General features: G+C 72.1%; 13 protein-coding genes. 2 read left to right on the forward strand and 11 right to left on the reverse strand.

The genetic code is table 11. From position 1 onward, the window contains the following. Positions 1 to 64: 64 nt before the first annotated feature. From AB1K56_RS14110 to AB1K56_RS14120, 3 genes are all read right to left on the reverse strand, one after another. Positions 65 to 499 (reverse strand): hypothetical protein, encoded by a 435-nt coding sequence (locus tag AB1K56_RS14110; protein ID WP_371206199.1) that lies wholly within the window; start codon positions 497 to 499, stop codon positions 65 to 67. 146 nt (positions 500 to 645) lie between these two features. Continuing rightward, positions 646 to 1,101, reverse strand: a complete 456-nt coding sequence (gene sufU, locus AB1K56_RS14115) for a Fe-S cluster assembly sulfur transfer protein SufU (protein ID WP_371206147.1) — start codon at positions 1,099 to 1,101, stop codon at positions 646 to 648. Beyond that, positions 1,098 to 2,339: an aminotransferase class V-fold PLP-dependent enzyme gene (locus AB1K56_RS14120; RefSeq protein ID WP_371206148.1), complete on the reverse strand. Its 1,242-nt coding sequence runs from the start codon at positions 2,337 to 2,339 to the stop codon at positions 1,098 to 1,100. Before AB1K56_RS14120 ends, sufU begins: the two co-directional genes overlap by 4 nt. A 331-nt stretch (positions 2,340 to 2,670) precedes the next feature. Between AB1K56_RS14120 and AB1K56_RS14125 the strand changes: the two genes are divergently transcribed. Beyond that, positions 2,671 to 3,147 (forward strand): hypothetical protein, encoded by a 477-nt coding sequence (locus tag AB1K56_RS14125; protein WP_371206149.1) that lies wholly within the window; start codon positions 2,671 to 2,673, stop codon positions 3,145 to 3,147. Positions 3,148 to 3,532: 385 nt separating this feature from the next. Here AB1K56_RS14125 and AB1K56_RS14130 read toward each other — a convergent pair whose 3' ends face one another. From AB1K56_RS14130 to AB1K56_RS14160, 7 genes are all read right to left on the reverse strand, one after another. Further along, positions 3,533 to 4,204, reverse strand: a complete 672-nt coding sequence (locus tag AB1K56_RS14130; RefSeq protein ID WP_371206150.1) for a response regulator — start codon at positions 4,202 to 4,204, stop codon at positions 3,533 to 3,535. Then, positions 4,201 to 6,822, reverse strand: a complete 2,622-nt coding sequence (locus tag AB1K56_RS14135; protein ID WP_371206151.1) for a DUF4118 domain-containing protein — start codon at positions 6,820 to 6,822, stop codon at positions 4,201 to 4,203. Before AB1K56_RS14135 ends, AB1K56_RS14130 begins: the two co-directional genes overlap by 4 nt. A 176-nt stretch (positions 6,823 to 6,998) precedes the next feature. Then, positions 6,999 to 7,583, reverse strand: a complete 585-nt coding sequence (kdpC, locus tag AB1K56_RS14140; protein WP_371206152.1) for a potassium-transporting ATPase subunit KdpC — start codon at positions 7,581 to 7,583, stop codon at positions 6,999 to 7,001. Positions 7,584 to 7,594: 11 nt separating this feature from the next. Continuing rightward, positions 7,595 to 9,733 (reverse strand): potassium-transporting ATPase subunit KdpB, encoded by a 2,139-nt coding sequence (kdpB, locus tag AB1K56_RS14145; RefSeq protein WP_371206153.1) that lies wholly within the window; start codon positions 9,731 to 9,733, stop codon positions 7,595 to 7,597. Continuing rightward, positions 9,733 to 11,418 (reverse strand): potassium-transporting ATPase subunit KdpA, encoded by a 1,686-nt coding sequence (gene kdpA, locus AB1K56_RS14150; RefSeq protein WP_264629673.1) that lies wholly within the window; start codon positions 11,416 to 11,418, stop codon positions 9,733 to 9,735. Before kdpA ends, kdpB begins: the two co-directional genes overlap by 1 nt. A gap of 1 nt (position 11,419) precedes the next feature. After that, complete coding sequence (gene kdpF / locus AB1K56_RS14155) at positions 11,420 to 11,509, reverse strand: K(+)-transporting ATPase subunit F (RefSeq protein WP_136586258.1); 90 nt, start codon at positions 11,507 to 11,509, stop codon at positions 11,420 to 11,422. Then, positions 11,506 to 11,646, reverse strand: a complete 141-nt coding sequence (locus AB1K56_RS14160) for a hypothetical protein (protein ID WP_295852520.1) — start codon at positions 11,644 to 11,646, stop codon at positions 11,506 to 11,508. Before AB1K56_RS14160 ends, kdpF begins: the two co-directional genes overlap by 4 nt. 341 nt (positions 11,647 to 11,987) lie before the next feature. Between AB1K56_RS14160 and arfB the strand changes: the two genes are divergently transcribed. Then, a complete protein-coding gene (arfB, locus tag AB1K56_RS14165) occupies positions 11,988 to 12,416 on the forward strand; it encodes an alternative ribosome rescue aminoacyl-tRNA hydrolase ArfB (RefSeq protein WP_371206154.1) in 429 nt (142 codons plus the stop codon). An 82-nt stretch (positions 12,417 to 12,498) separates the two neighbouring features. Here arfB and AB1K56_RS14170 read toward each other — a convergent pair whose 3' ends face one another. Then, positions 12,499 to 12,858: a PLD nuclease N-terminal domain-containing protein gene (locus AB1K56_RS14170; RefSeq protein ID WP_371206155.1), complete on the reverse strand. Its 360-nt coding sequence runs from the start codon at positions 12,856 to 12,858 to the stop codon at positions 12,499 to 12,501. Positions 12,859 to 13,042 lie beyond the last annotated feature (184 nt).

Here is a 13,042-nt window from a genome sequence, read left to right on the forward strand (position 1 = left end):
ACTCGTGACCCGGCGTGCCGTCAATGAATGTGACCCGAACGAGGGCAGTTGAGAACTGTTCTCGTCACGCCGCCGGGGCCGCCCGACGGACCGCGTCGCGGATGCGCTTCTCGACCTCGGCCGTCACCTCGACCACGGCGAACGAGACCGGCCACATCGGCCCGTCGTCGAGCTGCGCGGAATCGTCGAAGCTCACCGTTCCGTACCGCGTCTTGAACTTCGACGCCGGCTGGTAGAACACCACGACCTTGCCGTCCTTGGCGTAGGCGGGGAAGCCGTAGAACGTCTTGGGGTTCAGGTGCCCCGCCTCCTCGAGAACGATGACGTGGAGGCGCTCGGCGACCGCGCGGTCGACGCCCTCGAGCTTGTCGATCGCCTCGAGGCAGGCCTCGTTCTCCTTCTGCAGCTTCGCGAGGCCCTTCAAGCCCTTCATGGCCTGGAGTTCCTCGGCCCGCTGCTTCATCGCCGCGCGCTCTTCCGCGCTGAATCCGGTGGCCATGGCATCCGCCCTCTCCTCGTCAGGCACGCAGGATATCGCCGTGGTGACGATGTGGACAGCGCCGTGTGCTCTGACGCGCTCCGCGCGGTGTTCTGGACGCTCAACGGGCGCGGGCGCGGGAGAGCGGACGTCCGGATGCCACGGACTCAGGCCTGCCGCAGCCCTTCCTCGAGCGCGACCCACGCGAGCATCGCGCACTTCACGCGCGCGGTGTACTTCGAGACGCCGGACAGGGCAGCGGCGTCGGCGAAGGTCTCCTCGTCGAGCGGGATCTTGCCGCGCGAGCGCAGCGCCTCGCGGAACGACGCGATCAGGGTTTCGGCGTCGGCGCGCGGCATCCCCTCGTCTCCGCCGTCCTCCTGCAGGAGCGCGACGAGCATCGAGGCCGAGGCCTGCGAGATCGAGCAGCCCGCCCCCTCCCAGGTGACGGATGCCACGCGGTCGCCCTCGAGGTCGACGCGCAGTGTGATCTCGTCGCCGCACACCGGATTGCGTTGGTGCACCGTGGCGCTGTGCGCGCCGGGCTCGGCGAGCCCGAAGCCGCGACGGTTCTTCGCGTGGTCGAGGATGAGCTCCTGGTACAGGGATTCGAGGCCGCTCATGCGCTCACCCCGAAGAAGCCGCGAACGCCCGACACGGCGTCGAGGAAGGTGTCGACCTCGGCCTCGGTCGTGTGGATCGCCGCGCTCGCGCGGACCGACGCGGTCATCCCGAAGCGCCGGTGCAGCGGCTGGGCGCAGTGGTGCCCGACGCGCACGGCGACGCCGCGGCTGTCGAGGAACTGGCCCACGTCGTGCGCGTGGACCCCCTCGACCTCGAAGGCCTGCAGGGCGATGCGGTCGGCGGCATCCGTGTCTCCGAGCAGGCGGATGCCGTTGATCGACCGGAGTCCCTCGCGCATGCGCTTCTCGAGCATCGCCTCGTGCGCGTGCGCGGCCTCGAGGTCGTGGTGCCCGAGCCAGCGGACGGCGGCGGCGAGGGCGACGGCCTGCGACACCGGCTGGGTACCCGGTTCGAAGCGCTGCGGCGGAGGGAGGTACTCGGCGCGGTCGAGCGTGACGGTCGTGATCATCGACCCGCCCGTGGTGAACGGCGGCAGTGCCTCGAGCACCTCGTCGCGCCCCCACAGCGCGCCGATTCCGTACGGTCCGTGGATCTTGTGGCCCGAGAACACGGCGAGGTCGACTCCGGATGCCGGAAGGTCGAGCGCCAGGTGCGGAGCCGACTGGCACGCGTCGAGCACCGTCAGCGCGCCGACGCCGCGGGCGAGGGTGACGAGCTTCGCGACCGGGTTCACGATGCCGAGGACGTTCGAGACGTGCGGGAACGCGACGACCTTCGTGCGTTCGCCGATGAGGTCGGCGGCGGCGTGCATGTCGAGCGTGCCGTCGTCGAGCACGGGGATGTGGCGTAGTCGCGCGCCCGTGCGGGCGGCGAGCTCCTGCCAGGGGATGAGGTTCGCGTGGTGCTCGGCCTCGGTCACGACGATCTCGTCGCCCTCGCGCAAACGTCCGGCGTAGCCGAGGGATCCGGCGACGAGGTTGAGGCCCGCGGTGGCTCCGCTCGTCCACACCAGCTGCTCGGGCTCGGCTCCGACGAACTCCGCGACCGTGACGCGGGCGTCTTCGAACAGCTCGGTCGCCTCGGCGGCGAGGGTGTGGGCGCCACGGTGCACGGCGGCGTTCGCGCGCTCGAGGAAGTCGCGCTCGGCGTCGAGCACCGCGCGCGGCTTCTGGCTCGTCGCCGCGGAATCGAGGTAGACGAGGGGGTGGCCGTCGACCTCGGTCTCGAGGATCGGGAAGTCGGCGCGCACGGCGTCGACGTCGAAGGGGAGGGTCACGGTTCTAGGCTACGCGGCGGCGGGTGGGCGGGCGCCGGGTGCGGCGCGCGGGCGGGGCCGGTCGGGGCGTGGGCGGGGCCGGTCGGGGCGTGGGCGGGGTCGGACGGTCGGTGCCGGGCGCCGATCGGACGGCGAGACTGCATCGGGCTGACAACTCGGCGGCATCCTGCAACCGGGATGTCAGCCGGGCGCAGTCTCGGCTTATCCGGGTGGCTCGCCGGCCGGGCGGCGGGGCGCCGGGTGTGAGTGAAGGGTGAGGAACGGAGCGCGGGGCGTTCGCGAAGCGTGAGGACGGCGGATCGGCGCCGGCTCGAAGCGTAGACCGGATGCCATGACCCTCACGGCCCTGCTCCCCACCCTGCGCGCCAGCATCCCGGCGCCCTTCGACGCCGCGGCGTGGCCCGCCGGCTCCGCCCCGACGATCGACGACGTCACCGTCCGCGCGATGTCGGTCGGCCGCTACGCCGAGATCTGCGGCACGCCCTGCGTCTGCACGGGTCCGGCGGTGATCCCGGCGTCGGGCGGGGTGGCATCCGCGGTCCTGTCGACGACCGTGGTGGTCGCGACGGTGGTGGATGCCACGCCCGACACGGTGCGCCTGGACGCGTGCGTCGCAGGACTCGACGCGGTCTGGCGCGAGGCGCGGCTGCTCGGCCGGGTGTCGCACGCGTACGACGAGCCCTTCGCCGTGCTCGACGCGCACGGGGAGGAGCCGTGCGGAACCGTTGTTCTCCCCGGGGACGTGCGGGTCGGCGATCGAATCGCCTTCCCCTGCCCCGGATGCCACACCGTCGGCGAGGTGCGCTGATGCTGCTGCACTCGATCGTGTACGCCTGCCGCTGCGCGCGCGTGCAGGCCGAGTTCGAGGCGTGCGCGGGCGAGGACGAGGCGGAGGGCGAACACAACTCCTGAAGTTCCGCTCGATTGCGGCCGGAACGGGGGCGGACGGGGGCGACCGGCTCGGTTCTTCAGGAGTTATGCGCGGCGGGTGGCCGCCACAGCGGCCGGGCGACCGGCTCGGGCGGGTCGCGGAGCCGGTGGGTGGGAGGGGCCGGCGGGGGCCGAGATGACCCGGAGGACGATCGAAACTCCTGAGATTCCGCGTGATCGTGGCCTGAACAGGGGCGGACAGGGGCGACCGGCTCGGTCTTTCAGGAGTTCGGCACAGCTGCACGCGCCGCGCGGAAGGCGCGTCACACCACGAGCCGGTACCCCATCCCCTGCTCGGTGAGCAGGTGCACCGGGTTCGAGGGGTCGGCTTCGAGCTTCTTGCGCAGCTGCGACATGTAGAGCCGCAGGTATCCGCTGTCGGCGACCTGCTCGCTCGCCCAGATCTCCTTCAGCAGGGTCTGCCGCGTCACGAGCGAGCCCGGGTTGCGCGCGAGGAACTCCAGCATCCGCCACTCCGTGGGTGTGAGGTGCACGCGGTTGCCGCCGCGCAGCACCGCTTTCGCGGCGAGGTCGACCTCGACGTCGCCGAAGCGCACCGTCGACTCCCCGCTCGCGGGGACCGTGCGCCGCGCGTGCACGCGCAGGCGCGCGAGCAGCTCGTCGATCTGGAAGGGCTTGGTGACGTAGTCGTCGGCGCCGGCGTCCAACGCCTCGACCTTGTCGGCCGAGCCCGTCCGCCCCGACACGACGATGATCGGCGCGGTCGTCCATCCCCGCAGCGCCTCGATGACCTGCACGCCGTCGAGGTGCGGCATCCCGAGATCCAGCAGCACGAGGTCGGGGTGGGCCTGGGCGGCGAGGGTGATGGCGGCGGCGCCGTCGGCCGCGGCGACGACGTCGTAGCCGTGCGCGGCGAGCGTGATGCGCAGGGCGCGCACGAGCTGCGGGTCGTCGTCGGCGATGAGAACCTTCACGGGGCGTCCTCCGGGGATCGGGATGCCGCGGCCGCAGCCTCGGACGCGGAACGGGCGCGAGCGACGGCGGGGCCGGGTGCGGGGGAGCCGCCCGCCGCCCCGCGCGGAAGCGTGTACGGATCGTCCACGGAGGCTTCGGTCGACACGGGCAGCGCCACGACCATCGTCAGGCCGCCGCCCGGGGTGTCCTCGGGCGTGAGGGTGCCGCCCATGCCCTCCGCGAAGCCCCTCGAGAGGGCGAGTCCCAGGCCGAGACCGGCGGTGTTGTCGGTGTCGCCGAGCCGCTGGAAGGGCGAGAACATGTCCTCGCGTCGTTCCGGGGCGATGCCCGGCCCGTGGTCGATCACGCGGATCTCGGCCGTGCCGCCCAGGCGGCTCGTCGCGATGCGCACGCGCTCGCCGTCGGGTGTGTAGCGCTGCGCGTTGGTGAGCACGTTGACCAGCACGCGCTGCAGCAGCACCGGGTCGGCGCGCAGGGCCGGGAGGTCGGGGTCGAGGGCGAGTTCGACGTCGTCGGGACCGAGGTCGAGTTCGTCCAGGGCCATCAGCACGACGCCCGCCGCGTCGGTCGGCGTCAGCGAGACGGCGAGCACTCCCGCCTGCACGCGGCTGACGTCGAGCAGGTCGGTGACGAGCACCGACAGGGTCGCGAGGCTCTCGTCGGCGGTCTCGAGCAGTTCGCGGCGGTCGTCGTCCGACAGGTTGTCGCCCGCGGCGCGCAGGCCGCCGAGGGAGGCGACGGCGGCGGCGAGGGGGCGCCGCAGGTCGTGGCTCACCGCCGACAGCAGGGCGCTGCGCACCTGGTCGGTCTCGGCGAGGGCCCCGGCCTCGGCGGCCGTTTCGGCGAGGTCGGTGCGTTCGAGGGCGGCCGCGAGCTGCGCGACGACGACGTCGAGAAGGCGGCGCTCGCCGGCGTCGAGGTCGCGGCCGTGCAGCTCGAGCACCGCGCGGTCGACGCCGACCGGCACGGTCGTCGCTCGGCCGTCGCGCACCGGTTCGCCGTCGGTGGCCAGCGTCGCCCCGTCGGATGCCACCAGCCGCACCCCCGCGAGACCGAACGCCTCGCGCGCACGGCTCACCAGCGCGGGCACGGCGCTCTCGCCGCGCAGGACGCTCCCGGCCACGGTGGCCAGCAGGTCGGCCTCGGCGGCGGCGCGGCGGGCGGCGCGGGCGCGCCGCGCGGCCTGATCGACCACGACGCTCACGAGGATCGCGATGACCACGTAGAGCCCGAGGGCGATCGCGTTGGCCGGATTGCTGATGGTGACGGTGTACAGCGGTTCGATGAAGAGGAAGTTCAGCGTGAAACCCGACAGCACCGCCGCGAAGACGGCGGGCCAGATCCCGCCGATGAGCGCCACGACGACGACCAGCAACTGGTAGACCAGCACGTCGGCCGCGACGGAGTCGTCGGAGCCGGTCGACAGCAGCAGGAGCGAGATGAGCGGTCCGCCGAGGATCGCGGTGAGGAAGCCCAGGATGCGACGCTTCGCGCTGAGCGCAGGACCGCTGAGGCGAGGAAGGGTGAAGCGCCCGCCCGCGCGCGCGTGGTTGACGATGTGCACGTCGATGTCGCCGGAGAGGCGGATGACGGTGGCGCCGATGCCGGGACCGGTCAGGGCGGTGGCCACGCGCCCGCGGCGGCTCACGCCGATCACGAGCTGCGAGGCGTTCACCGAGCGCGCGAAGTCGACGAGCGCTGTCGCCGGATCGTCGCCGACGACCTGGTGATAGGTGCCCCCGAGCGTCTCGACGAGGGCGCGTTGCTCGGCGAGGGCGCCGGGGGCGCTCGCGCGCAGGCCGTCCTGCGTCGACACGTGCACGGCGAGCAGCTCGCCGCCCGCCGATCTCGCGGCGATGCGCGCCCCGCGCCGCAGGAGCGTCTCGCCCTCGGGGCCGCCGGTGAGGGCCACGACCACGCGTTCGCGCGCCTGCCACGACCCCTCGATGCCGTGCTCCGAACGGTAGCGCTGCAGCGCAGAGTCGACCTCGTCGGCGAGCCACAGCAGCGCGAGCTCGCGCAGCGCGGTGAGGTTGCCGAGGCGGAAGTAGTTCGACAGGGCCGCGTCGATGCGCTCGGCGGGATAGACCGAGCCCGCCGCGAGCCGGTCGCGCAGCGACTGCGGGGCGAGGTCGACGACCTCGATCTGATCGGCGGCGCGCACCACGGCATCCGGGACCGTCTCGCGCTGGGTGACGCCGGTGATCTTCTCGACCACGGCGTTCAACGACGCGATGTGCTGCACGTTGACGGTGGTGATGACGTCGATCCCCGCGTCGAGGAGCGCGTCGACGTCCTGCCAGCGCTTGTCGTTGCGGGAACCGGGCGCGTTGGTGTGCGCGAGCTCGTCGACGAGCGCGATCCGCGGGAGCCGCTCGAGAACGGCATCCAGGTCCATCTCGTCGAGCGAGACGCCGCGGTGCGCGACGGCCAGCCGCGGGACGACCTCGAGACCCTCGGCCTGCGCCGCCGTGGCGACCCGGCCGTGGGTCTCGACGATCGCGATGACGACGTCACGGCCCTCGTCGCGCAGGCGCCGCCCTTCTTCGAGCATCTCGTACGTCTTGCCGACGCCCGGTGCCATGCCGAGCAGCACGCGCAGGCGCCCGCGCTTCACGCGGCGCTCCTCGGGCTCGGGCCGGCCGCGATCCCGGCGCGCGACAGAGGGGAGCGGCGGGGGACCGTCGCCCCGGCGCGACGCGACGCGGTCTCGGGCGCACGGCGCCGCCGCCGCGCGGGAAGCGCGACGGCGGCGGAGGACGCGACGACGGTCATGTCAGCGATTCTCGTCGCTCAGAGCGCGTCGAGCGCGCGATTGAGCTCCAGTACGTTGACCCGCGGGTCGCCCAGGTATCCCAGGTCGCGGGGCAGCGTGTGCTCCGCGACCAGCGCCTCGACGTCGGAGACCGGGATGCTGCGCGCCTCCGCGACCCGCGCCACCTGGCGCTCCGCGGTGGCGACGGAGATGTCGGGGTCGAGGCCCGAGCCGGAGGAGGTGACGGCGTCGGCGGGAACCGAGCCCTGTCCGTTCAAGTCGACGAACGCCGAGCGGCCCTCCTCGATCGAGGCGATGAGGTCGGCGTTCTCGGGGCCCAGGTTCGATCCCGTCGAGGCGGCTCCGTCGTACGAGGCCGCCGAGGGGCGCGACTGGAAGTACTGCGGGAGCGCCTGGCCGTCGGCATCCTGGAACGACTGGCCGAGGAGCTGCGAGCCCACGACCGTCCCGTCGGCCGAGCGCACGAGCGATCCGTTCGCCTGGAAGGGGAGGGCGACCTGCCCGATCGCGGTGATGAGCAGCATGTAGCCGACGCCGAGCAGGACGGTGAAGACGAGCATCGCGCGGACGGCGACGCCGGCGGTACGCAGGGTGGTGCGCATGACGGGGCCTTTCAGAAGCCGGGGAGCAGGCTCACGACGAGGTCGATGAGCTTGATGCCGATGAAGGGGACGATGACGCCGCCGAGCCCGTAGACGAGCAGGTTGCGGCTGAGGATGCTCGACGCGCTCGCCGCGCGGTATTTCACACCGCGCAGGGCGAGGGGGATGAGCACGATGATCACGATCGCGTTGAAGATGATCGCGCTCGTGACCGCGGATGCCGGGGAGTGCAGCCCCATGACGTTGAGCACCGCGAGCCCGGGGAAGGCGCCCATGAACATCGCCGGGATGATCGCGAAGTACTTCGCGATGTCGTTGGCGAGGGAGAACGTCGTCAGCGCACCGCGCGTGATGAGCAACTGCTTGCCGATGCGGACGATGTCGATGAGCTTGGTCGGGTCGGAGTCGAGGTCGACCATGTTGCCGGCCTCTTTCGCGGCCGAGGTGCCCGTGTTCATCGCGACGCCCACGTCGGCCTGAGCCAGAGCGGGGGCGTCGTTGGTGCCGTCGCCGGTCATGGCGACGAGGTTGCCGCCCTCCTGCTCGCGCTGGATGAGGGCGAGCTTGTCTTCGGGCGTGGCCTCGGCGAGGAAGTCGTCGACCCCCGCCTCGGCGGCGATCGCCTTCGCGGTGAGGGGGTTGTCGCCCGTGATCATCACGGTGCGGATCCCCATCGCGCGCAGCTCGCCGAAGCGCTCGCGCAGACCGTCCTTGACGACGTCCTTGAGGTGGATGACGCCGAGTACGCGGCCGGTGCCGTTCGACATCGTCGCGACCACCAGCGGCGTGCCGCCCGACTGGGCGATGGCATCCGTCTCGCTCACCAGCTGCGCGCGCAGCGCCGGGGCGACGGGGCTGCCCGAGGCTTCGAGCCACGCCAGAACGGCCGACCCGGCGCCCTTGCGGATCTGCGTGCCGTCGACCAGGTCGAGGCCGCTCATGCGGGTCTGCGCCGTGAAGGGCACGGACTCGGCGCCGCGGGGCATCTCGGCGACGATGCCTTGAGCGGCGGCGAGCTCGACGACCGACACGCCCTCGGGCGTGGGGTCGGCCTGCGACGACAGCGAGGCGTACTCGGCGAGCTCGGGGTTTCCGACGCCCTTCATGGGGACGAAGGCCGAGGCGCGGCGGTTGCCGTAGGTGATCGTTCCGGTCTTGTCGAGCAGGAGCGTGGTGACGTCTCCCGCGGCCTCGACCGCGCGGCCCGACATCGCCAGGACGTTGCGCTGCACGAGACGGTCCATGCCCGCGATGCCGATCGCGCTGAGCAGCGCCCCGATGGTCGTCGGGATGAGGCAGACCAGCAGCGCCACGAGCACGGGGATCGAGACGGGGGATGCCGCGTACGAGGCGATCGGGTTGAGCACGAGCACCACCACGACGAACACGATCGACAGGCTCGCGAGCAGGATGTTCAGCGCGATCTCGTTCGGCGTCCGCTGACGCGACGCTCCCTCGACGAGCGCGATCATGCGGTCGACGAACGTCTCGCCGGGCTTCGACGTGATCTTCACGACGATCCGGTCGCTGAGCACGCGCGTGCCGCCGGTCACCGCGCTGCGGTCTCCGCCCGACTCGCGCACGACGGGGGCCGACTCTCCGGTGATCGCCGACTCGTCGACGGTCGCGATGCCGTGCACGATGTCGCCGTCTCCGGGGATGAGCTCCCCGGTCTCGACGAGCACGACGTCGCCCACGCGCAGGTCGCCCGAGGGGACGGCCTCGGTCGCGGCGTTCACGGCCGACGGGTCGGCGGGGGAGTAGTCGACCACGCGACGGGCCGAGGTCGTCGTGCGCGTCTTGCGCAGCGTCGCGGCCTGCGCCTTGCCGCGGCCCTCGGCCACCGACTCGGCGATGTTCGCGAAGAACACCGTGAGCCACAGCCAGATCGCGATGCCCCAGGTGAAGCCGAAGGGCAGGGAGCCGTCGGCACCGCCGAGGAACGGCTCGGCGATCGCGATGAGGGTGGTCAGGGCCGCGCCGACCCAGACGAGGAACATCACGGGGTTGCGCCACTGCGCGGCCGGGTTGAGCTTCTTCGCGGCGCCCGGGAGGGCGGCGACGATCTGCGCGGCGCTGAACGCGCGGCGCGGGGCATCGTGGGTGGGTGTCGGCGCTTCGGGCGCCGGGGCGTGGGTGAGGGTGGACATCAGCGGGTCAGTCCTTCAGCGAGGGGTCCGAGGGTGAGGACGGGGAAGTAGGTGAGCGCCGTGACGATCACGGCGACACCGGCGAGGAGGCCGGCGAACTGCGGGCGGTGCGTCGGCAGGGTTCCGGCGGTCGAGGGCACGGCATCCTGGGCCGCGAGGGCCCCGGCCAGCGCGAGCACGAACACGATCGGCAGGAAGCGCCCCAGCAGCATCGCCACGCCGAGCGCGGTGTTGAGCCACGGGGTGTTCGCGGTGAGACCTGCGAAGGCCGAGCCGTTGTTGTTCGCCGCGGAGGTGAAGGCGTAGAGCACCTCGCTCAGTCCGTGCACGCCCGGGTTGAGGATCGAGGTCGACTCCACGTCGTCCCGGATGCCGGGGACCCCGAAGCTCAGCGCGGTTCCCGCGAGCACGAGGGTGGGGGTGACGAGGATGTACAGGCTCGCGAGCTTGATCTCGCGCGGCCCGATCTTCTTGCCGAGGTACTCGGGGGTGCGACCGATCAGCAGGCCGCCGACGAACACCGCGATCACGGCGAGGATCAGCATGCCGTACAGGCCCGAGCCGACGCCACCGGGGGCGACCTCGCCGAGCATCATGTTGATCATCGGCATCATGCCGCCGAGCGCCGTGAAGCTGTCGTGCATCGAGTTCACCGCCCCGGTCGAGGTCAGCGTGCTCGTCGAGCCGAACAGCGTCGAGCCGAAGATGCCGAAGCGCACCTCCTTGCCCTCCATCGCCCCGCCCGCGAGCATCGGGGCGGTTCCAGCGCCGGCCAGCTCCGCCCAGGTGAGCAGAGCAGTGGATGCCGCGAAGATCGCCGCCATCACCCCGAGGATCGTGTAGCCCTGACGGTCGTCGCCGACCATGCGACCGAACGCGCGGGGGAGCGAGAACGGGATCACGAGCATGAGGAAGATCTCGAACAGGTTCGTCCACGGCGCGGGGTTCTCGAACGGGTGCGCGGAGTTGACGTTGAAGATGCCGCCGCCGTTCGTGCCGAGCAGCTTGATGGCCTCCTGCGAGGCGACCGGGCCGCCGGGGATCGACTGCGCCGCCCCCGCCACCGTCGTGGCATCCGTGAATCCGGAGAGGTTCTGGATGACGCCGCCCGCGAGCAGCACGACGGCCGCGACGATCGAGAACGGCAGCAGCAGGCGGAACGTCCCGCGCACGAGGTCGACCCAGAAGTTGCCGATCACGCCGCTCCGACGCGACGCGAACCCGCGCACGAGAGCCACGGCGATCGCGATCCCGACGGCCGCCGAGACGAAGTTCTGCACGGCGAGAGCGGCGAACTGCACGGTGTAGCCGAGCGTGGACTCGCCGCCGTACGACTGCCAGTTGGTATTCGTGACGAACGACACGGCCGTGTTGAACGACAGGGCCTCGCTCGGCGCCTCGAGGCCGAGGGCGAACGGCAGCAGCGGCTGCAGGCGCATGATCGCGTACACGAACACGACGCCCACGAACGAGAACAGCAGGACCGACCGCAGGTAGGCCTGCCAGGTCTGCGCGCTCTTCGCGTCGACGCCGATGAGTCGGTAGAGACCGCGCTCGACGGCGAGATCGCGCTCGCCGGTGTAGATGCGAGCGATGTAGTCGCCGAGGGGGCGGTAGGCCAGGCCCAGGGCGACGATGAGGGTGAGGCTGGTCAGGACGATCGACCAGATGCTTCCGGCGTCCATGTCAGAACTTCTCGGGACGGACGAGCGCGACCACGAGGTACACGACGGCGGCGACCGCGAGCACCGCGGCGAGGACCGAGAAGACGATCACGAGCGCTCGCCTCCGCGTCCGGCGGGGCGGGCGGACGAGGGGCGGGCCTCGGGGCCCAGCTTCTCGACCCCCTTGGCGACGAGCGCGACCAGCGCGAACAGCGCGGCGGTCACGGCGAGGAAGACGACATCGAGCACGACGACTCCAGGTTCGGGTCTGTACCGCGGGCGGGCCGCGGGCGCCGCGGGGCGGCACGTCTGTCGATACAACTCCGCCGGGTCGCGGCATCCGCGGGCCCTAACGCTTTCCCTACGGGTCGCTCACGGACCCATACGGGGTGCTTACGGGCGGCGGGCCGGGCACGCACTGGCGGGGCGCGCGTTTGGCGGGGTGGGTGGTCAACGGGGTGCCGCCGACACAACGCAGGAGTAAAGGTCTTGGGAACCCGGGCGCGAGGGTGGGCGGGGCCGCGGCGGAGTGATCTCCTGCGTTGTGTTCGCCGGGATGCGTGAGTGCGTTCCACGGGGATGATGGGGGCATGGCTGACAGCGACGTGCGCGTGACCGCCGCGCTCGTGATCCCGGCGTCCGAGCTGTCGTGGCGGTTCTCGCGCTCCTCGGGCCCGGGCGGTCAGGGCGTGAACACGGCGGATTCCCGAGTGGAACTGATGTGGGACGCCGCCGCCTCGGCCGTGCTGTCGGACGTGCAGCGCGAGAGGATCGTCGACCGGCTCGATGGGCGGCTCGTCGACGGGGTGCTCACCATCGCGGCATCGGAGCATCGGAATCAGCTGCGCAACCGCGACGCCGCGCGCGCCCGCCTCGCGGCCCTGGTCGCCGAGGCCGTGCGACCGCCGGCTCCGCCGCGCCGCGCGACGAAGCCGACCCGCGGCTCGAAGGAACGCCGGCTGCAGGCGAAGCAGCGCCGCACCGACGTGAAAAGGATGCGGCAGCGCCCGACGGACTGACGGGCGCGCGCCCGCGTCGGCCCAGCCATCCCCGCCGGGTGCCGTGGATACTCGATCCCGGGGGAGGTCGCAGGAGGGAGGGTCAGGCGCCGCCCTCGGCCCGGCGGCGACGCACCTGCTCCTCGAGGTCGGCGAGGTGCATCTCGCGCTCGAGGTCGGCGATCTGCTGCTCGGTGCTGCGGGCGTCGCGCGGCCGCGGCGCGGGAGCGGGATCGGCGGTCTTCTGCCACCGGCGCGGGTCGCCGAATGTCATCGGTTCGCGGCGCTGCTCGTACTCCCGACCGAGCGTGAACCACAGCACCGACCCGATCAACGGCAGCAGCACGATGAAGAACACCCACACGAACTTGGGCATGTGCTTGACCTGGTCGTCGCGCCGCGTGATGGCGTCGATGAGGGCGAACACCATCACGGCGAGCGTCAGCAGGGCGAGGATCGGCATGGCTCCCACCTTGGCCGAGACGCGCGCCGACGTCCACATCGTCCTGTCCCCCGCCCCTTCGGCGCACGTGCTGGGGTGCAGGGCCCGCCGCGCGCTCCCGCGGCGTCGAGTGTCCGAGACACCCGAACGTCACGACAGTCCGTCCGGGTGTCGTGGACGCTCGAGCGGCCCGGCGGGCTCGACG

It is taken from the genome of Microbacterium sp. BWR-S6Y (assembly GCF_041379845.1).
Taxonomy (GTDB): Bacteria; Actinomycetota; Actinomycetes; order Actinomycetales; family Microbacteriaceae; genus Microbacterium; species Microbacterium hydrothermale.

Excerpts from the sequence above, each read along its gene's own strand:
- kdpB (WP_371206153.1), bottom strand. The coding sequence starts at position 9,733 with ATGTCCACCCTCACCCACGCCCCGGCGCCCGAAGCGCCGACACCCACC.
- AB1K56_RS14125 (WP_371206149.1), top strand. The coding sequence starts at position 2,671 with ATGACCCTCACGGCCCTGCTCCCCACCCTGCGCGCCAGCATCCCGGCG.
- AB1K56_RS14110 (WP_371206199.1), bottom strand. The coding sequence starts at position 499 with ATGGCCACCGGATTCAGCGCGGAAGAGCGCGCGGCGATGAAGCAGCGG.
- kdpC (WP_371206152.1), bottom strand. The coding sequence starts at position 7,583 with ATGCGCACCACCCTGCGTACCGCCGGCGTCGCCGTCCGCGCGATGCTC.
- AB1K56_RS14170 (WP_371206155.1), bottom strand. The coding sequence starts at position 12,858 with ATGCCGATCCTCGCCCTGCTGACGCTCGCCGTGATGGTGTTCGCCCTC.
- kdpA (WP_264629673.1), bottom strand. The coding sequence starts at position 11,418 with ATGGACGCCGGAAGCATCTGGTCGATCGTCCTGACCAGCCTCACCCTC.
- arfB (WP_371206154.1), top strand. The coding sequence starts at position 11,988 with ATGGCTGACAGCGACGTGCGCGTGACCGCCGCGCTCGTGATCCCGGCG.
- sufU (WP_371206147.1), bottom strand. The coding sequence starts at position 1,101 with ATGAGCGGCCTCGAATCCCTGTACCAGGAGCTCATCCTCGACCACGCG.